Below are 18705 nucleotides of genomic sequence, written 5' to 3'. Positions count from 1 at the left end.
TTACGCCTGATGCCCTGACCTGAAACCGGGTTCGACCCCACCGTTTCGATCATTTTCCTTCCGGTGCACCGCACCCGCCGCCGGGGCGGGAGCCTTCAGAACCGGCCGCGTCGCCAGCATCACGAGCAGCGCGACGACTCCGCCGCCCCCGGCGACGGCGAATCCCGCCGCCGCCCCGCCGAGTTCCACCGCCGGGCCGGCGGCCCCGGTTCCGACCGACGCGCCCACGCTGAAAGTGGTCACCAGCCAGGAGAACGCCTCGGTGACCGTGCCCCGCGGCGCATGCCGGTCGATCACCGTGAACGCGCAGGCGAGCGCAGGCGCGAGGAAGACGCCTGCGACGGCTGAGAGAAGCGTCATGGCCCCGGTACCGGGGACCAGGACGAGGGGAAGATAGCCGGCGGCCAGGCAGGCCGTCAGCAGCCGGAGCCGGGCTTCGGGCTCCCCCGGCCACGGGCGCGCGCCGTAGACCAGCCCGCCCACGAGGGCTCCGGCGCCGAGCGCTGAGAGCAGGTAGCTGGAGACCATGCCGCCGCCGTGACCGTCGGCGTACGCGACAGCGGCCACCGCGATCGAGCCGAGGGCGAGACCGACGAAGAAGAACGCACCGAGGAGGGCCAGCAAGCCGCCCGACCGCAGGGCCCCGAGCCAGTGGGACTCGCGCGGCTCGGAGCGCCAGAGCCGGGACGGCTCGGAGACCACCACGGACAGCGCCCCGAGCACCCCGGCCGCGTTGACGACCAGCACGGCCGCCGTCTCCGACCACGCCGCGACCAGCAGGGTGACGAGCAACGGGCCGACGGCGAACATCAACTCCTGGGCGACCGCGTCGAGAGCGTAGGCCGCCTGCACCCGGTCCTTGCGCTTCAGGACGCTCGGCCACAGAGCCCTCAGCCCGCCCTCCAGGGGCGGGGTGAAGAGGCCCGCGATCAGCATCGCGGCGTGGGCGGGCCAGGGGGTCTCGCCGCCCAGGAGCGGGAAGTGCGTCAGGCCCACGAGGACGAAGAGCCCCATGCCCAGGCCCGAGAGCAGGGCGGCCGGGAGCATGACGCGCGGCTGCCCGTACAGGTCGACGGCACGTCCGAGCAGCGGCTGGCCGACGGCGGTGGCCAGACCGTAGACGGCCGCGAGCACGCCGGCCAGGGCGTAGCCGCCGCCCTCGGCCCGGGTGTACAGCACGACCGCGAGCGCCGCCGTGGCGTTGGGCAGCCGGCCCACGAGCGTGCCGGTCAGCAGCCGCGCGGCGTGCGGTGTCCGCAGCAGTTCCCCATAGCCCGCGGTCATCGTCGCCCCTTGCTCCCGGCCCTCGGGGGCCATCACGTTTTACGTATAACGTCTGCGCACCAATCCGTACCATGTCGGCTGTCGGCAGGTCCATCGAGCGGACGGCCGGAGCGCACCGAGAGAGGCGGCGAGAGACCGTGGCAGGACCGTCCGGCTCCCGCGGTGGCGCCCCGGCAGGGGAAGGCCGCCCCCGCGCCGCACGCCCGACCAGCAGGGACGTGGCGAGCCGGGCCGGCGTCTCCCAGGCGACCGTGTCGCTGGTCCTCGGCGACAAGTGGCGCGGACGGGTCTCGGAGCGCACGGCGGAAGCCGTGCGCTCAGCGGCGCAAGAGCTGGGCTACCGGCCCAACCTTGCGGCACGGAGCCTGCGTCTGGGACGGACGCGGACAGCGCTGCTGGTCGTCCCCGCGCTGACCAACGAGTACTTCGCCCGTGTCCACGCGGGTGCCTCGCAGGTGGCGGCCGACAACGGCTTCGGGGTGGTCCTCTACCCCTCACCGGAGGGCGTCGGCCCGGCGCGGGGCCCGTTCGACTCCGCCCGGGCGGCTCTGGACGGGGTGATCGCCTCGTCCATGGCTGCCCGGGCGCTGACCGCCCTGCGCGGCGGCGGGCTCCCACTGGTGATGCTGGACAGCGATCCCGAGGACACCGACGCCGCGGCCACCGTGAATCTCGACATCGCCGGGGGCATGCGGGAGACGGCCCGGCACCTGCTCGCGCTCGGCCACCGGCGGTTCCTCCATCTCGCCTCGGCGGTGGACTCCTGGACCTTCCGGAAGCGCGCCCGTGCGCTCCGGGAGGCCGTGGGCGCAGTGCCGGGCACCGAGCTGAGCACGGTGACGGCCGCACTCGGTGTCGACGAGGCCCGCCGCTCCGCGGAAGGCGCCCTGAGGGCCAGTGGCCGCCGGCCCACGGCCGTGGTCTGCGACGACGACATTCTGGCCGCAGGCGCGTGCAAGGCCGCTCGTCGCCTGGGGCTCGCGGTACCCGAGGACCTGTCGGTCACGGGGTTCGACGACCTGGCGCTGGCGACCGCCGTGGAACCGGAACTGACCACGGTCCGGCTGCCCGCCGAACAGGTCGGTGCCCAGGGCATGTCGGCGCTGCTGAGCGTGCTCGACGGCCGTCCCGTGGCCACGGCGGACCTGCCCGTCGAGCTGGTGGTGCGCGGGTCGACGGCCGCCCCGGGCGTCCGCTGACCGGCGCTGCCGCCGGTCCCGGCAGTGCCGAGGACGGCGGCAGCGTCTCCGGTTCCTACTCCTCGGTGTCCGCGTCCGCAGCGGTACCGGTGCCGTCCTCTTCCGCGGCCGGCTCGGGTGCGGAGTCGCCCTCGAGCAGACGCGCCAGCCGGCTGCCGACGATGCGCTTGAACTTGCGCTTCTGGGGGCGGGTGCGATCGAGGACCGCGACCTCCAGCTGGTCGGCCGAGAGCCGCCGCTCACCGCCGTTGGTGTCCCGCGACAGGGACTGGACCGCCAGTTCGACGGCCTCGGCCAGTGTCATGCCGTCACGGTGCCGCTGGTCGAGGTAGCTGCTGATCTGCTCGGCGCTGCCGCCGACCGCGACTGAGCCGTGCTCGTCGACGATCGAGCCGTCGTGCGGCAGCCGGTAGATCTGGTCCTCCTCCGGCACCGTGCCCACTTCGGCGACGACCAGCTCGACCTCGTACGGCTTCTCGCCGGCGCTGGAGAAGATCGTGCCCAGCGTCTGCGCGTAGACGTTGGCGAGGCCGCGGGCGGTGACGTCCTCCCGGTCGTACGTGTATCCACGCAGGTCGGCGTAGCGGACGCCGCCGATCCGCAGGTTCTCGTACTCGTTGTACTTGCCTGCCGCGGCGAACGCGATGCGGTCGTAGATCTCACTGAACTTGTGCAGGGCCCGGGACGGGTTCTCGCCGACGAAGACGATGCCGTCGGTGTACTGCAGTACGACGAGACTCCGGCCGCGCGCGATGCCCTTGCGGGCGTATTCGGCACGGTCGGCCATGGCCTGCTGGGGTGATACGTAGAACGGCGTCGACACCGGCTATCCGTCCTTCTCTTCCGAAGTCTCTGTCATGGTCGCGTGCATTCCCCGGACCCTTCCGTCACAGGAGGGAGGCTCGGGGGCCGTCGGGCTCCTCGAGCCGCCGCTCGTGGATGGCGCGTGCGGTCTCCGATGCCTCGGCATCGGTAAGCCTGCGGAAGCCCTCATCGCTGACGACCGTGACGACGGGGTAGATCCGGCGGGCCAGGTCGGGACCGCCCGTCGCCGAGTCGTCGTCGGCCGCGTCGTAGAGCGCCTGAACGACGAGGGTTACAGCCTGCTCCTCGGTGAGACCGGCGCGGTAGAGCTTCTTGAGCGCGCCCCGGGCGAACACCGAACCCGAGCCGGTTGCAGCGAATCCCCGCTCCTCGGAGCGCCCGCCGGTGACGTCGTACGAGAAGATCCTCCCCTTCTCCCGGTCGACGTCCCAGCCGGCGAACAGCGGAACCACCGCGAGCCCCTGGAGGGCCATACCGAGGTTCCCCCGGATCATGGTGGAGAGCCGGTTAGCCTTGCCCTCCAGCGACAGTTGGGTGCCCTCGACCTTCTCGAAGTGCTCCAGCTCCAGCTGGAAGAGCTTGACCATCTCGACGGCCAGCCCGGCCGTGCCGGCGATGCCCACGGCCGAGTACTCGTCGGCCGGGAAAACCTTCTCGATGTCGCGCTGTGCGATCACGTTGCCCATGGTCGCCCTGCGGTCACCGGCCAGGACGACACCCCCGGCGAAGGTGGCCGCGACGATCGTGGTTCCGTGCGGCGCCTCGACTGCGCCCCGGACCGGTGGCAGAGACCGGTTCCCGGGCAGCAGCTCCGGTGAATGGTCGGACAGGAAGTCCAGGAACGACGACGAACCGGGGGTCAGGAAGGCGGCCGGCAGACGCCCGGTGTTACGAGTGTTGGCTTCCACGCGTTTCCTTCCGGAAGATCTTGGAATACAGCACGGACCCTACCCATGGCCAGGAAAGGTCATCCGTCCTGTGTCCCCCTCCCGAGCGGGGGGACACAGGACGGATGAACGGCCCTACTGCCCGCCCTTCTGGACGAAGGAACGCACGAAGTCCTCGGCGTTCTCCTCCAGGACGTCGTCGATCTCGTCCAGGACGGAGTCGACGTCGTCCGACAGCTTCTCCTGGCGCTCCTTGAGGTCCTCCGAGGCCTGCGCGTCCTGGGCGGTCTCCTCGACCTCCTCGGTGGAACGCGTCGCCTTCTGCTGACCGCCGCCGGTGTCCTTGGTCGCCATCTACCTCACCCCGCTCGGTTCGCCCGCATTGGTTCATCCGTCAAGATCAGACCCTACAAGCCGGGTCCGACATCGGCCCTGCACTTCCTGCAACGCCAGGAAGCCATCTCGATGATTCCCGTTCCCACTGCTTTTCAGCCTCCGGACAGCACCTGGACCAGCTCCTCCGCGGTTCGGCAGCGGTCGAGCAGGGTCTTGACGTGATCACGTGTGCCGCGCAGGGGCTCCAGTGTGGGAACGCGCTGGAGCGAGTCGTGTCCCGGCAGGTCGAAGATCACCGAATCCCAGGAGGCGGCGGCAACGTCGTCCGCGTACTTGTCCAGGCAGCGGCCCCGGAAATAGGCCCTGGTGTCTGCCGGAGGCTCGGTACGCGCGGCCATGACGTCCTCGTCGTCCACCAGGCGACGCATCCGGCCGCGGGCCGCCAGCCGGTTGTACAGCCCCTTGTCGGGCCGCACGTCGGCGTACTGCAGGTCCACCAGGTGAAGCCGGGCGGCGTCCCAGCCCAGGCCGTCGCGGCGGCGGTAGCCCTCGAGGATCTCCTTCTTCGCGACCCAGTCCAGCTCGCCGGCCAGGCTCATCGGGTCGTTCTCGAGCCGGTTCAGCACGTCCTCCCACCGGTTCAGGACGTCCTTGGTCTGCTCGTCGGCGTCCATGCCGAACCGGTTCTCGACGTACTTCCGCGCCAGCTCGAAGTACTCCATCTGCAGCTGCACCGCGGTGAGAGTCCGCCCGCTGCGCAAGGTGACCAGGTGCTCCAGGGACGGGTCGTGAGAGACCTCGTGCAGGGTCCGAACGGGCTGGTCGACGGCCAGATCGACGGTGATGAAACCGTCCTCGATCATGGACAGCACCAGGGCCGTGGTGCCGAGCTTGAGGTAGGTGGACAGCTCGGAGAGGTTGGCGTCACCGATGATCACGTGCAGTCGCCGGTACTTCTCGGCATCGGAGTGCGGTTCGTCCCGGGTGTTGATGATCGGCCGCTTGAGCGTCGTCTCCAGACCGACCTCGACCTCGAAGTAGTCCGCCCGCTGGCTGATCTGGAACCCGTGCTCGTGGCCGTCCTGGCCCAGGCCCACCCGGCCGGCTCCGGCGACGACCTGGCGGGAGACGAAGAAGGGCGTCAGGTGCCGCACGATGTCCGAGAAAGGGGTCTCCCGCTTCATCAGATAGTTCTCGTGGGTGCCGTAGGAGGCGCCCTTGTTGTCGGTGTTGTTCTTGTAGAGGTGGATCGGCTGGGCGCCGGGCAGCTGTCCCGCACGCTCGGCGGCCTCCGCCATGATCCGCTCGCCGGCCTTGTCCCACAGCACGGCGTCCCGCGGATTGGTCACCTCCGGCGAGCTGTACTCGGGGTGGGCATGGTCCACGTAGAGCCGGGCGCCGTTGGTGAGGATCACGTTGGCGAGGCCGATGTCCTCGTCGGTGAGCTGACTGGCGTCCGCGGTCTCACGGGCGAGGTCGAATCCGCGGGCGTCCCGGAGCGGATTCTCTTCCTCGAAGTCCCAGCGGGCCCGGCGAGCCCGGTGCATCGCCGCCGCGTAGGCATTGACGATCTGGGACGAGGTGAGCATGGCATTGGCGTTCGGGTGACCGGGGACGGAGATTCCGTACTCCGTCTCGATTCCCATTACTCGCCGTACGGTCATGCGGCCCTCCTTGCCGGCTCCGCCCCGGCCGGGTCGAAGCTCAAGTACCGCCTTTTCGCCGCGGCACGTGCGGGTACTCGTCCCGTCCCCGCACAGCGCGTCCGGGCGGTACCGAAAGCCTAAACGGCTTTGCCTCGGCGGGGAGATCTTTCCAGCAAAGCAACGACCGCGGACGCCCTCCCCCGCCGAGAGCGGAGAGATAACGAGGGCGCCCGCAGCCGGCCCGCCTTTTACAGGTACTGACCGGTGTTCGCCACCGTGTCGATGGAACGTCCGGTGTCCGCCCCCTGCTTTCCGGTGACGAGCGTGCGGATGAATACGATCCGCTCGCCCTTCTTTCCGGAAATCCGGGCCCAGTCGTCCGGGTTGGTGGTGTTCGGAAGGTCCTCGTTCTCCTTGAACTCGTCCACACACGCGGCGAGCAGATGGGAGACCCGCAGACCCTTCTGGTTGTGGTCGAGGAATGCCTTGATGGCCATCTTCTTCGCCCGGTCCACAATGTTCTGGATCATTGCGCCGGAGTTGAAGTCCTTGAAGTAGAGGACTTCCTTGTCGCCGTTGGCGTACGTCACCTCGAGGAAGCGGTTCTCCTCGGACTCGGCGTACATCTGCTCGACGACGGACTGGATCATGCCGTCGACGGCCGCTTCCGGCGATCCCCGGTGCTCGGTCAGGTCGTCCGAGTGGAGCGGAAGCGTCGGCTTGAGGTACTTCGCGAAGATGTCCTTGGCCGCCTCCGCGTCCGGACGCTCGATCTTGATCTTCACATCGAGCCGGCCGGGCCGCAGGATGGCGGGGTCGATCATGTCCTCGCGGTTGGAGGCTCCGATCACGATGACGTTCTCGAGGCCCTCGACACCGTCGATCTCCGCGAGCAGCTGGGGGACGATGGTGTTCTCCACGTCCGAGCTGACGCCCGAGCCGCGGGTGCGGAAGAGCGATTCCATCTCGTCGAAGAAGACGATGACCGGGGTCCCCTCGCTCGCCTTCTCCCGCGCGCGCTGGAAGACCAGACGGATGTGCCGCTCGGTCTCGCCCACGTACTTGTTGAGGAGTTCGGGGCCCTTGATGTTCAGGAAGTAGCTCTTGCCCGCGGGCCGGCCGGTCACCTCCGCGACCTTCTTGGCAAGGGAATTGGCCACCGCCTTGGCGATGAGCGTCTTGCCGCAACCGGGCGGGCCGTAGAGCAGAACGCCCTTCGGCGGCCGCAGTTCGTGCTCCTTGAACAGGTCCGGGTACAGGTACGGGAGCTCGACCGCGTCCCGGATCTGCTCGATCTGGTTGCCCAGACCGCCGATCCTGTCGTAATCGATGTCCGGAACCTCTTCCAGGACCAGCTCTTCGACCTCGCTCTTGGGCACGACCTCGTAGACGTAGCCGGAACGGGGTTCGAGCAGCAGGGCGTCCCCGGCGCGCAGCGTGGTGTTCAGCAGCGGCTCGGCGAGCCGCACCACCCGCTCCTCGTCGGTGTGCCCGATCACCAGGGCGCGTTCGCCGTCCTCGAGGATCTCCTTGAGGGTGACGATGTCCCCGGCGCGCTCGAACTCCATGGCCTCGACCACGTTGAGCGCCTCGTTGAGCATGACCTCCTGGCCGCGCCGGAGGTCCTCGAGGGAGACACTGGGGCTGACGTTCACCCGGAGCTTGCGCCCCCCGGTGAAGATGTCGGCGGTGCCGTCGTCGCTCGCCTGCAGGAACACGCCGAAGCCCGCCGGCGGCTGCGCGAGCCGGTCGACTTCCTCCTTGAGCGCCACGATCTGGTCCCGGGCCTCACGGAGCGTGTTGGCGAGCCGCTCGTTCTGAGCCGACACACCGGCCAGATTCGTCTGCAGCTCGACGATCCGCTCTTCGAGAATCCTCGTGTGACGCGGCGAGTCGGCGAGCTTGCGCCGCAGGACGGCGATCTCCTGCTCGAGATAGGCAACCTGGCCGGCGGGGTCGTCGGACCCTCGCCCGGGCCGGAAGCCGCGGTTGGTGTCATCGTCGTGGGCTGCCACGGTCCTCACCTCCTCCAAGGGGAGCTGGACGCTTCCTGACCCTACCTGGGCCGGTGCGGGTTGAAACCCCTAGATCACAAACACCGCGGGGTGTGTCCGATCTTCACCCCTGGACGGTGCTCGTGCCAGTGAGATACCCCGTAGAGGTACGCCCGACAACATCGGAGGGCGACCGGTTGTATCGTCGAAGCGGTCAACACCCGTCAGTGCTGGCAGCAATTGGTTCACACGCGCAGGAAACGGCAGGCGAGATGACCGTGCAGAACGAGGCCCCCGTTGCGACGAGCGCGGACACGGCACCCGAGGAGCTCGAGGTCTGGATCGACCAGGACCTGTGCACCGGCGACGGGATCTGCGCCCAGTACGCACCCGAGGTCTTCGAGCTCGATATCGACGGGCTGGCCTACGTGAAGGGCTCCGACGACGAGCTGCTCGCGGAGCCCGGCGCCACCACGCCGGTGCCGCTTCCGCTGCTGAACGACGTCGTCGACTCCGCAAAGGAGTGCCCCGGCGACTGCATCCACGTCCGCCGCGTCTCGGACAGGGTCGAGGTGTACGGCCCCGACGCCGGGTGACGGGTCAGACGCTGCCCGGCACCGGCAGCGCCGTCAGCACGAACTTGCCGTCGGACCACTGCCACTTGACCCGCCGCTTCCGGTCCGGGCAGCAGCGCGGCACGTCCGGCGAGGAATAGCCGAGGAGCGTTGCCGAGACCGTACGTCCGCCGACAGCGAACTCCCCGACGTTGATCCCCTCCCCGGGATCGAGCAGCGTCTCCACGACGCGTGGCTCGCCGTCGTCGCCGGTCCCCTGCGCGAGGACGTAGATCCCGCTCGGCGGCGTCCCCATCCCGCTGTGGCAGCGCACGACGGCGACGGTCTCGGGCCGGCCGTCCCCGTCCAGGTCGGCCGACCCCTCCTCCAGGACGTCCGCCCCGGCCCGACCGCACTTCACGGGGAAATGCGCCTTCCCCGGGTCCGGGGCACCCATTGGCCGCGAGGCGGCCGGATCCCCGTCCGAGGGCCGGGGCGGTCCCGCTGTCGCGGCCGACGGCCGGACCAGGGCCGATGCGCCCAGCACGGCCGCGACAGCGACGGTCGTGACCACCCAGTGCACCGGACGGCTGCTGTGGTGCGGGGGCGCCGCACCGGAGGCGTCGGAGGACGGCGGAGCGGACACAGAGCCTGCCGGATGCTGCACGCGGAGAGTCTCCTGCGAGGGGGGAACCGAAAGGGGGCGGCCAGCATCGTGTCACACGTCACATCGGGCCGGAACGCCCGGGTCCGGTGTGGCGGGAACCCGTACCGCGCGCCTTCCGGAACGGCGACGGCCGACCGCCCCGGCAGGGGAAGTCGGCAGCGGCGCCCGTGCGTTGTGGTGGCGGCTCAGCCGCGTCCGCCGGAGCCGGACGACGCGCCGGGACCGGAGTAGTCCTCGCCGTAGGCGCCCTTGGCGGGCCGGCGGCGGCGCAGCGGAGGCTCCACGCCGTCCGCGAGGCGTCGGGCGGTGAGCAGGAATCCGGTGTGGCCGATCATGCGGTGGTCCGGGCGGACCGCGAGTCCTTCGACGTGCCAGGTCCGGACCATGGACTCCCAGGCCGTCGGCTCGTTGAACGTGCCGTGCTCGCGGATCTCCTCGACGGTGCGCGCCAGCTGCGTGGTGGTGGCCACGTACGCGCAGAGGATGCCGCCGGGCACCAACGCCTTGGACACGGCGTCCAGGCACTCCCAGGGGGCGAGCATGTCGAGGATGACGCGGTCGACGTCGGTGTCGGACAGGTTGTCCTGGAGGTCGCCGACGGTCAGCTGCCATGCGGGGTGCTCGGCCCCGAAGTAGCGACGGACGTTCTGCGCGGCGATCTCGGCGAAGTCCGCGCGGCGCTCGTAGGAGTGCAGCATGCCCTGGTCGCCCACGGCCCTCAGCAGGAACGTGCTGAGTGAACCCGAGCCCACTCCCGCCTCGACGACGCGGGCACCGGGGAAGATATCGGCCATCGCCAGGATCTGCCCCGCGTCCTTGGGGTAGACCACGGCGGCACCGCGGGGCATGGACAGGACGTAGTCGGGGAGCAGGGGACGCAGCGCGAGATAGGCGACGTTCCCCGTGGTACGCACAACACTGCCCTCGGGAGCACCGATCAGCTCGTCGTGCGGGAAGGCACCCTTGTGGGTGTGGAAGCTCTTCCCGGCTTCGAGCGTGAAGGTGTAGTGACGTCCCTTGGGGTCGGTGAGCTGGACCTGGTCCCCGACCTGGAAGGGCCCGCGACGGCGGGCGGCACCGGTCGGTTCGGACATGTGACCAGCTTACCGGTCGGGTCGGTCGCTCCCGACCGCGGGCAACGGCCCCGCTTCAGGGAGGGTCAGGAGCCGCGGCGGGACATGGCCGCGACGAAGGCCCGCTCGACGTCGGCCGCGGAGAGCACTCCGTAGACCTGGCCCGCTTCCTCCACGACGAGGTACTCCGTGGCGGGGGTGGTGCGCAGGGTGTCCAGCAGGTCCTCGCCCGCCAGCTCCGCCGAGACCCGCATACCGGGCTTGAGTTCCTGTGCCAGACCGCTCACCGCGACCCAGGGGCGGCGGTGTTCCGGGACGCCCACGATCGCGGCCTCGCGGACCAGGGCGGTCGGGTTGCCCTGCCCGTCGACCACCACCAGGGCCCGGGCACCTGCCTGGTTGGCGCGGCGCAGCGCCTCGGAGAGCGGAGTGGCGGACTCGACGGGAACGGCGCGGCGGGTCAGGGTCCGGGCACTGAGGTCGGGCAGCCGCTCGCGCAGCCGTGCCATCCGCAGGCTGTTGCCGGCGCCGGTCCAGATGATCCCGGCAAGGATCGCAGCGAGCAGGGCATCGGTGACGGTGTCGAGCCCGCCGAGGTCCCCGGTGCCGCCCAGCCCTCCGGTGCGCGTGAGCATCGGCAGCCCCAGCAGGACGGTGACGGCGAGCGCGCGGCCGACCCAGGCGGCCACGACGGTGCCCGTCATCGGCTTGCCGCTGAGCTTCCAGACGAACGCCCGCAGCATCCGGCCACCGTCCAGCGGCAGCCCGGGCAGCAGGTTGAACGCGGCGACGATCAGGTTGGAGACCATCAGCCCGGCAAGCAGCACACCGGGCACCGTCCCGGGTTCGACCAGGCGCATCGTGAGGTGGAAGACCCCCGAGAGGACCAGCGAGAGGAGCGGCCCGACGAACGCGAGCACGAACTCCCGCCCGGGGGTCTCGGATTCCTTTTCGATCTCGGAGATGCCGCCGAAGAACTGGAGCTGGATCTTCCGGACGGGCAGCTTGAAGCGGAGTGCGGCGACCGTGTGGGCCAGCTCGTGGACGAGCACCGAGGCGTAGAACGCCACGGCGAAGAAGAGCGAGACGAGGTAGCGGGCACCGCCCAGCTCCGGCAGCACGCGTTCCAGCTGTTCGCCGAAGACCCAGGTGATCAGGGCGGCTACCACGAACCAGCTGGGCGCGACGTACACCGGCACACCGAACGGGCGGCCCATGAGGATGCCGCCACCCCTGCCCCTGAGGGTCGTGGGCTCGCGCTTGCCGGTCTCGTCGTCCCGGTCCCCTCCCCCGTCGTCGGACCGCGGCTTCCCGCTGCCGCCGCTGTTGTCCACGGTGTCCCCTCATCAAGATCGTTCCTCGCGCCGTCACCACGATCATCGCAGTACGAGGCGGTCGGGTGTCGATGGTATTCGGCCCGTTGTCGGTGACTGCCCGTAGGGTCATCACCCATGGGAACCAGCAGCGAGCGTCCGGACGCCGGCTCGGCCGGTCCGTCCGCGGCCGAGGAGACCGGCCGGAGTGTTCCGGCGCCCAAGGCACCGACGGCGCGCACAGCGCCCACCGCCCCGACATCCCTGTCCCCGTCCCGTGCGGGCGACTTCATGACCTGTCCTCTGCTCTACCGGTTCCGGGTGATCGACCGGCTGCCGGAGAAACCCAACCCTGCGGCCACTCGGGGGACGCTGGTCCACGCCGTACTGGAGCGGCTCTTCGACGCGCCGGCGGCGGAACGCACCGCGCCCCGGGCGCGGGCGCTGGTCGCCGGCGAATGGGAACGGCTGCTGGCGTCCCGGCCCGAGCTCGCCGGACTCTTCGCGGGGGAGGACGGCGATGCGGGAGGGGGGGTCGCGCCGGAGCGGCTGGCGCAGTGGCTGAGCGAGGCCGAGGCGCTCGTCGAGCGGTGGTTCACGCTGGAGGATCCGACGCGTCTGGAACCGGCGGAACGGGAGCTGGCGGTGGAGACCGTGCTGGACTCGGGCCTGCCCCTGCGCGGGATCATCGACAGGGTCGACGTCTCCCCGTCCGGCGACGTGCGCATCGTCGACTACAAGACGGGCAAGGCGCCGCGAGCCGACTACGCGGCCGGCGCGCTGTTCCAGATGAAGTTCTACGGACTGGTGCTGTGGCGGCTGCGCGGAGCGCTGCCCCGCCGGCTTCAGCTGGTCTATCTCGGCAGTGGGGACGTTCTGACGTACGACCCCACGGAGTCGGATCTGCTCGCGGTGGAACGCAAGCTGCTGGCTCTGTGGGAAGCCATCCGCAGGGCGACCGAGACCGGGGACTGGCGGCCGCGGCCGAGCAAACTGTGCGGCTGGTGCGAGCACCAGGCCTTCTGCCCGGAGTTCGGCGGTACGCCGCCGCCCTACCCGCTGGTCGCGGGGCGGGAGTTGCCGCTGATTCCGGCTCCGTCAGGACCCGTTGACCCGGTGCCCGGCGAGCGGGGCAGAATGGACCCGCTCCAGCAAAGGTGAGGGGGGAACGCCGTGGCGACCCGGGTTCTGCTGGTCGACGACCAGCCGCTGTTGCGCACCGGATTCCGGATGATCCTGGAGGCCGAGCCGGATCTCGTGGTGGTGGGCGAGGCCGGTGACGGGCAGCAGGCCGTGGAACAGGTGCGGGCGCTGCAGCCGGATGTCGTCCTGATGGACATCCGCATGCCACGCATGGACGGGGTCGAAGCCACCCGGCAGATCACCGGGCCAGGCAGGGACGGGCCGGCCAAGGTCCTCGTTCTGACCACCTTCGACCTCGACGAGTACGTCGTGGACGCCCTGCGGGCGGGAGCCAGCGGTTTCCTGCTCAAGGACGCTCCGGCCCAGGAACTCGTCCAGGCGCTCCGGGTCGTCGCAGCAGGCGAGGCGATGCTCGCGCCGAGCGTCACTCGCCGGCTGCTCGACAAGTACGCGGGGAAACTGCCGTCCGGCGAGGATCCGGTACCGAACGCCCTGCACACGCTGACAGAGCGGGAGGTCGAGGTGCTGAGGCTGGTCGCCCGGGGGCTGTCGAACGCCGAGATCGCGGCGGAGCTGTTCGTCAGCGAGACGACGGTGAAGACGCACGTGGGACACGTCCTGAACAAGCTCGGGCTGCGCGACCGGGTGCAGGCTACGGTGCACGCCTACGAGAGCGGGCTGGTGCGCCCCGGGGCCGAGTGATCTGCGGGCCCTGACGGACGGGCACGGAGCAGGGCCGGGCAGCGGGCCGAGCAGGGAGCTGCCCCGGGCGCCTCTCACCCGGGGCAGCCGACGCACACGTGGCCCGGCGTCCAAGGCGTGTTGTGAAAGTCCCGTCTGGCTCGCGGCGCCCGGCACGCACATCCGCTGCGTTGACGCATCGTCCGAGTAGCCCGCTACGAGGCCGGCTCTCCGCCTTGCGGCTGCACGCACCAGACGCCGCAGCCCCCGCCCCAGGGGCGGACGACGCTCCATTCACAACAAGCCTTAATCCTCGCTGCTCTTGCTGATCTCCCAGAACCGGAAGACCGTCGAGGGGTCCAGGGTCCACTCGAGACCGGAGATGTCCGGGCCGGCCACGGCGTACTGCCTGCCCTGCCACAGCGGCAGCATGGGCACGTCGTCGGCAACGGTGTTCTGCAGTTCGTCGAAGGCCGGCCCGGTCGCCGCCCGGTCCGCCTCGGCGGCCGTGGCCGGGAGGATCTGGTCGACGATGCGCCGCGAGCTGTAGTGGTTGGACAGCACGTTGCCCTCACCGAAGAAGGGCGCGGTGAAGTTGTCCGGATCCGGGTAGTCCGGCACCCAGCCCTTGACGTAGGCGCCGTAGCGGCCCTTCTCGATGCCCTTCTCGTACGTGTCGAGGGGGACACTTTTGACGTCGACGTCGAAGAGACCGCTGCTGTTGAGCTGCTGGGCGAGTTCGCGGAAGCCGGGCACGGTGTCCGGGCCGTACCGGACCGGGGTGGCCCACAGGGTGAGCTTGACCTTGCCGGAGATGCCCGCACTGCGCAGCGCCGCGGCCGCCTTGGCCGGCTGCGGCCGGTCGCCGTACTTGTCGAAGAAGGCGGTGTTGTGGCCGGCGATGCCGGCCGGAACGATCGAGTAGAGCGGCTTGGCCGTGCGCTTGTACACGTCCCGCACCAGGGCGCTGCGGTCGACGAGATAGGCGATGGCCTTGCGCACCCCCGGGTTTCCGGCGACGGGGTGCCGCAGGTTGAACACCAGGTGCTGGACCTCGGCGCTGCTGCCGTCGACGACCTCGAGGCGTTCGTCCCCGCCGGTGTCGGCCGAGTCGAGCCGGGCGATGTCCTTCGTGGCGAGGCCGCGGTACGCGAGGTCGACGGACCCGTCCTCCACGGCCTTCTTGAGGGCCGACCGGCTGGAGAAGAACTTCATCGTCATGCCCGAGTTCTGGACCTTGGCGGTGCCCTTGTACCCGGGGTTGACGGTGAAGACGGCCTTCTTGTCGTCGAACGACTTCATCCGGTACACGCCGGATCCGACGGCCTTGCCGTCCTCGCGCAGCCGGCCGGCCGGGTACTCCCGGTGGTCGACGATGGAGCCTGCGCCCGATGCGATCTTCTGCGGCAGGGTGGCGTCCGGCGTCTTCAGGTGGAAGACCACGGTCTTCGCGTCGGGCGCGGTGATGTTGCGGATCGACGTGAGCATGACGGCCGGGCCGTTCTTGTCGTCGATCCGCAGGGTCCGGTCGAAGGAGTACTTGACGTCCTTCGACGTGAGTTCGTCACCGTTGCTGAACTTCAGGCCGTCCCGCAGGACGCAGCGGTAGGTAGTGCTCTTCTTGTCGGTGAATCCGCAGCGCTCCGCCGCTTCCGGCTGGGGAGTGGTTCCTCCGCGCGGGAAGCTCATCAGTGACTGGAAGACGTTGTTGAACAGCAGCCATGACGCCGGGTCGTAACCGGATGCGGGGTCGGTGGCCAGCACCTTGTCCGTCATCCCCATGACGATCGGCAGCCCCTTGCCGGGCCGGTCCGCCTCGTCGGAGCCGCATCCCGTCAGCAGTCCGGCCGCAAGCCCTGCTCCGAGGGGGGCGGCGAGCCACTGGTGACGTTTCCTCACGTGTGCACGTCCTCACGCATTGTTTCGATTGCCTGCCGGTCCTGCTTCCGCAGACCGGTGCGCTCGGACGTCACCGGCCTGCGGTCGATCGGCCCCCGCCAGCGGCCCGGGATCAGCCGGGAACGCTGCGGTCCAGCTCCCACAGCTGGAGCACCGAAGCGGAGTTGAGCGCCCACTCCAGGCCCGTGACGTCCCCGCGCGCGGCGACGTACTGCTGGCCCTGCCACAGCGGCAGCACCGGCACGTCCTCGGCGACGATGTCCTGGATCTTCTTGAAGTTGTCGGCGGCGGCGGTCCGCTCGGCCTCCTGCCGCGTGCGCGGGATCAGCCGCGACTGGATCGTGCTGTTGCGGTAGGGGCTGTGGAGGAAGTTGTCCTTGCCGAAGAAGGGGTCGGTGAAGTTGTCGGCGTCCGGGAAGTCCGGGAACCAGCCCATACCGTAGACGCCGTAGGAGCGCTTGGCCTGGCCGGCCCGGAACTTCGTCCACGGCACGCCCTGGATCGAGACGTCGAAGAGTCCACCGCGGTTGAGCTGCGACTGGAGGGTCTTGAACTCCTTGGCCGTGGCAGAGCCGTAGTGGTCGGTGGTGTAGCTGAGGGTCAGCTTCACCGGGGTCGAGATGCCCGCCCGGCGCAGGATCGCGCGGGCTGCGTTCGCGTCGGGCTCGCCGTACTTGTTGTAGAACGAGTTGACGTGTGAGCCGACGCTCGTCGGCACGATCGAGTAGAGCGGCTTGGCCGTGCGCGCGTAGACGTCACGCACGAGTGCCTGACGGTCGATGAGCTGGGCCATCGCCTGGCGGACCGCCTTGCGGCCCACGACCTTGTCATCGGTGTTGAAGGCGAGGTAGCGGATCTCCTGGCCGGGCATCTCGACGAGTTCGATCTCCTCGTCGGTGCTCAGGTCGAAACGGCGCACCTGGTCCGGCGACATGGTGCGCGTCATCATGTCGATCTCGCCCTTCTTCAGGGCGCTCTCCATCGCCCCGGAGTCGGACAGGAACCGCATTTCGATCTTGTTGTTCTTGATCTTGAGCCCGCCCTTGTAGTGCGGGTTCCTGGTGAACACCGCGCTCAGGACACGGCCATCGCCGATACGGGTCTTGAGCCGGTAGGGACCGGATCCGTCGACGTCGTAGCCCTTGCGCAGAGCGCCCTCGTCGTAGACCTCGCTGTCCATGATCGAGGCGGCCGGAGTGGCGAGCTTGTGCGGGAACGTCGCGTCGGGGCTCTTGAGGTGGAAGACCACTTCCCGAGCGGACGGCGTCTCCACCTCGTCGATGTTGGAGAGGAGGCCGATCGGGCCGTTCTCGTACTTGATGTTGAGGATCCGGTCGACCGAGAACTTCACGTCCTCGGAGGTGAGGGCATGGCCGTTGGCGAACTTGAGCCCGCTGCGCAGAGTGCAGCGGTACTGCTCGTTGCGGCGGTCGGAGAAACCGCACCTGGTGGCCGCCTCGGGCACCGGGTCGCCGCCGGATCGGGGAAGCCGCATGAGCGTCTGGAACGTGTTGCGCAGGATGTTCCACGAGGCGGCGTCGTAGGACTGCGCGGGGTCGAAGGGGGCGGGAGCTTCCGGGACCGCGGAGAACTGGTCCGTCGTCCCGACGACTATGGGAGCAGCGCCCTCGGCCGCGTCCGATCCACCGCAACCCGCGAGTACGGGAGCCAGCATGCCCATCACGACCGGCAGCACCAAGGTCTTGCGATTCATCGTCGGTGATCTCCTGCAGAGATATCGGTCCCGGGACCGTACCGACGTGGGCGTACAGGTCACAGGGGTGAGGGCGAAGTTTCTCGGCACGAGATTAGTGGGAACAGCCATCGATCCCGGAACGGGCTCGGGGCGGACGGGACCCGCCTGCGGACCGCCGCCACGGGATGTCCACTTCGTGGACGCCGGAGCGTTTGCCGCACTCCCTCACACAAGCGGACAAGAGGCAGCATCGGCCGGCGCAAAAATGCGCACGAGAACAGCGCCCGCAACTCCTGTCGATCCCTGGGTGGGTGATAAACCTCACTCAATTGCCCGTGTGATGGTTTTGTGCAGCTAAGCTGATTCGTTCGTCACGCACAATGAACGGCCTGCCGCCCAGAGTTCCCCCCGGCTTCATGCGCCCACGCTCCGTGCGCGCTCCGCCGCTTTCAGCTGACGAGTGCCCGCAGCAGCGCGAGATCCACTTCTTCCAAGGAGCCGACGACTCTGCGGTCACCGACCGGCTCGATCGGCACGACCGACGGTACGGCGACCACCGCGCACCCCGCCGACTCACCGGCCGCCACGCCCGTCGCCGTGTCCTCCACGACCACGCAACGTGACGGCTCGGCACCGAGACGTGCCGCGGCCAGCAGGTACGGGTCCGGATGGGGCTTGGTGCGCTCCAGCTCGTCACCGGCCAGCGTGAAGGCGAAGTTCTCCGGGCCGAGGGACTGCAGCACCAGGTCGATGATGCGCCGGTGGGACGCGGACACCAGGGCGGCCGGGATCCGGTGTGCGGCGAGCTCGGCCAGCAGCCGGGCTGCGCCCGGCATCAGGGGCACGCCCCGGGTGATCAGTTCCTCGAACCGCTTGTTGAGGAGCACCGTCAGCTCGGGCAGGGTGATGTCCGCCCCGGTGGCGTGGATGAGGTACGAAGCACTGCGGGTCATCGGGCCGCCGACCACGATTTCCCGGTGCTCCTCGGACAGCTCGTGTCCGAGTTCCGCGAAGATCTCGACCTCGGCGTCCCACCAGAAGCCCTCGGTGTCGACCAGCGTGCCGTCCATGTCAAGGAGCACGGCTTGCAGCGCCGATCCCTCGGCCGTACGGGTGCGGATTGCTGGAATGCTGCTGGTCATCCGTGCCCCTTTCGTCAGTGGAGCCCCATGGGGACGAAGGGCCGGCCGCTTTCCTCTGAGGGAAGGCGGCCGGCCTTTGCCGGATCGACAAGTGTACGTCCGATGGTTACCGAGCGTTGAAGTATTTGGCTTCGGGGTGGTGGATGACGATCGCGTCGGTGGACTGTTCGGGGTGCAGCTGGAACTCCTCCGACAGCTCGACGCCGATGCGCCCGGGCTCCAGGAGGTCGGCGATCTTGGCCCGGTCCTCCAGGTCCGGGCACGCACCGTAGCCGAGCGAGAAACGGGCTCCGCGGTACTTCAGCGCGAACATGCCCTCGACGTCCTCGGGGTCCTCACCCGCATAGCCCAGCTCGGCGCGCACCC

17 protein-coding genes are annotated in these 18705 nt (G+C 69.5%); 4 read left to right on the top strand and 13 right to left on the bottom strand.

Annotation, left to right across the window (positions count from 1 at the left end; genetic code table 11):
• Positions 1-1284, bottom strand: a complete 1284-nt coding sequence (locus tag M1E25_RS06630; RefSeq protein ID WP_251411129.1) for an MFS transporter — start codon at positions 1282-1284, stop codon at positions 1-3.
• 218 nt (positions 1285-1502) lie between these two features.
• Between M1E25_RS06630 and M1E25_RS06625 the strand changes: the two genes are divergently transcribed.
• Positions 1503-2483: a LacI family DNA-binding transcriptional regulator gene (locus tag M1E25_RS06625; protein WP_251411126.1), complete on the top strand. Its 981-nt coding sequence runs from the start codon at positions 1503-1505 to the stop codon at positions 2481-2483.
• 55 nt (positions 2484-2538) lie between these two features.
• Here M1E25_RS06625 and prcA read toward each other — a convergent pair whose 3' ends face one another.
• The 5 genes from prcA to arc all read right to left on the bottom strand — a co-directional run bounded on the left by prcA (position 2539) and on the right by arc (position 8192).
• Positions 2539-3306, bottom strand: a complete 768-nt coding sequence (prcA, locus tag M1E25_RS06620) for a proteasome subunit alpha (RefSeq protein WP_251411123.1) — start codon at positions 3304-3306, stop codon at positions 2539-2541.
• A 64-nt stretch (positions 3307-3370) separates the two neighbouring features.
• Positions 3371-4216, bottom strand: a complete 846-nt coding sequence (gene prcB, locus M1E25_RS06615; RefSeq protein ID WP_251411120.1) for a proteasome subunit beta — start codon at positions 4214-4216, stop codon at positions 3371-3373.
• Positions 4217-4330: 114 nt separating this feature from the next.
• Positions 4331-4549, bottom strand: a complete 219-nt coding sequence (locus tag M1E25_RS06610) for a ubiquitin-like protein Pup (RefSeq protein ID WP_251411117.1) — start codon at positions 4547-4549, stop codon at positions 4331-4333.
• 134 nt (positions 4550-4683) lie between these two features.
• On the bottom strand, positions 4684-6195 hold the full coding sequence (gene dop / locus M1E25_RS06605) for a depupylase/deamidase Dop (protein WP_251411114.1): 1512 nt from the start codon (positions 6193-6195) through the stop codon (positions 4684-4686).
• 230 nt (positions 6196-6425) lie between these two features.
• Positions 6426-8192 (bottom strand): proteasome ATPase, encoded by a 1767-nt coding sequence (arc, locus tag M1E25_RS06600; protein WP_251411112.1) that lies wholly within the window; start codon positions 8190-8192, stop codon positions 6426-6428.
• Positions 8193-8443: 251 nt separating this feature from the next.
• On the opposite strand from arc, the gene M1E25_RS06595 reads away from it, so the two are divergent.
• Positions 8444-8767 (top strand): ferredoxin, encoded by a 324-nt coding sequence (locus M1E25_RS06595; protein ID WP_251411109.1) that lies wholly within the window; start codon positions 8444-8446, stop codon positions 8765-8767.
• A 4-nt stretch (positions 8768-8771) separates the two neighbouring features.
• On the opposite strand, the gene M1E25_RS06590 is transcribed toward M1E25_RS06595, so the two are convergent.
• The 3 genes from M1E25_RS06590 to M1E25_RS06580 all read right to left on the bottom strand — a co-directional run bounded on the left by M1E25_RS06590 (position 8772) and on the right by M1E25_RS06580 (position 11799).
• Positions 8772-9392 carry a hypothetical protein gene (locus M1E25_RS06590; RefSeq protein WP_308290397.1) on the bottom strand — a complete coding sequence of 207 codons (621 nt, stop codon included), beginning with the start codon at positions 9390-9392 and terminating at the stop codon, positions 8772-8774.
• Between the two features lie 185 nt (positions 9393-9577).
• Entirely contained in the window at positions 9578-10486 is a 909-nt protein-coding gene (locus tag M1E25_RS06585; protein WP_251411107.1) for a tRNA (adenine-N1)-methyltransferase, read from the bottom strand.
• 65 nt (positions 10487-10551) lie between these two features.
• Entirely contained in the window at positions 10552-11799 is a 1248-nt protein-coding gene (locus tag M1E25_RS06580) for a site-2 protease family protein (RefSeq protein WP_251411104.1), read from the bottom strand.
• Between the two features lie 117 nt (positions 11800-11916).
• Between M1E25_RS06580 and M1E25_RS06575 the strand changes: the two genes are divergently transcribed.
• Positions 11917-12939 (top strand): RecB family exonuclease, encoded by a 1023-nt coding sequence (locus M1E25_RS06575; protein WP_251411102.1) that lies wholly within the window; start codon positions 11917-11919, stop codon positions 12937-12939.
• Between the two features lie 12 nt (positions 12940-12951).
• Positions 12952-13623, top strand: a complete 672-nt coding sequence (locus M1E25_RS06570) for a response regulator (protein ID WP_251411099.1) — start codon at positions 12952-12954, stop codon at positions 13621-13623.
• 285 nt (positions 13624-13908) lie between these two features.
• Here the strand turns inward: M1E25_RS06570 and M1E25_RS06565 are convergent, their stop codons facing one another.
• The 4 genes from M1E25_RS06565 to M1E25_RS06550 form a co-directional block, all read right to left on the bottom strand.
• Positions 13909-15501, bottom strand: coding sequence for an ABC transporter substrate-binding protein (locus tag M1E25_RS06565; RefSeq protein WP_251411096.1), 1593 nt, complete (start codon positions 15499-15501; stop codon positions 13909-13911).
• A 112-nt stretch (positions 15502-15613) separates the two neighbouring features.
• The gene (locus M1E25_RS06560) at positions 15614-17215 is read right to left on the bottom strand and encodes an ABC transporter substrate-binding protein (protein ID WP_251411092.1); all 1602 of its coding nucleotides are present in this window, start codon (positions 17213-17215) and stop codon (positions 15614-15616) included.
• 431 nt (positions 17216-17646) lie between these two features.
• Positions 17647-18339, bottom strand: a complete 693-nt coding sequence (locus tag M1E25_RS06555; RefSeq protein ID WP_251411089.1) for an HAD family hydrolase — start codon at positions 18337-18339, stop codon at positions 17647-17649.
• A gap of 106 nt (positions 18340-18445) precedes the next feature.
• Positions 18446-18705, bottom strand: a 260-nt coding sequence (locus M1E25_RS06550; RefSeq protein ID WP_251411086.1) for a vitamin B12 dependent-methionine synthase activation domain-containing protein, incomplete at its 5' end; no start/stop codon positions are given.

This window comes from Streptomyces meridianus (genome assembly GCF_023703325.1).
GTDB lineage: Bacteria > Actinomycetota > Actinomycetes > Streptomycetales > Streptomycetaceae > Streptomyces > Streptomyces meridianus.
This window is presented reverse-complemented; position numbering and strand designations above follow the sequence as displayed.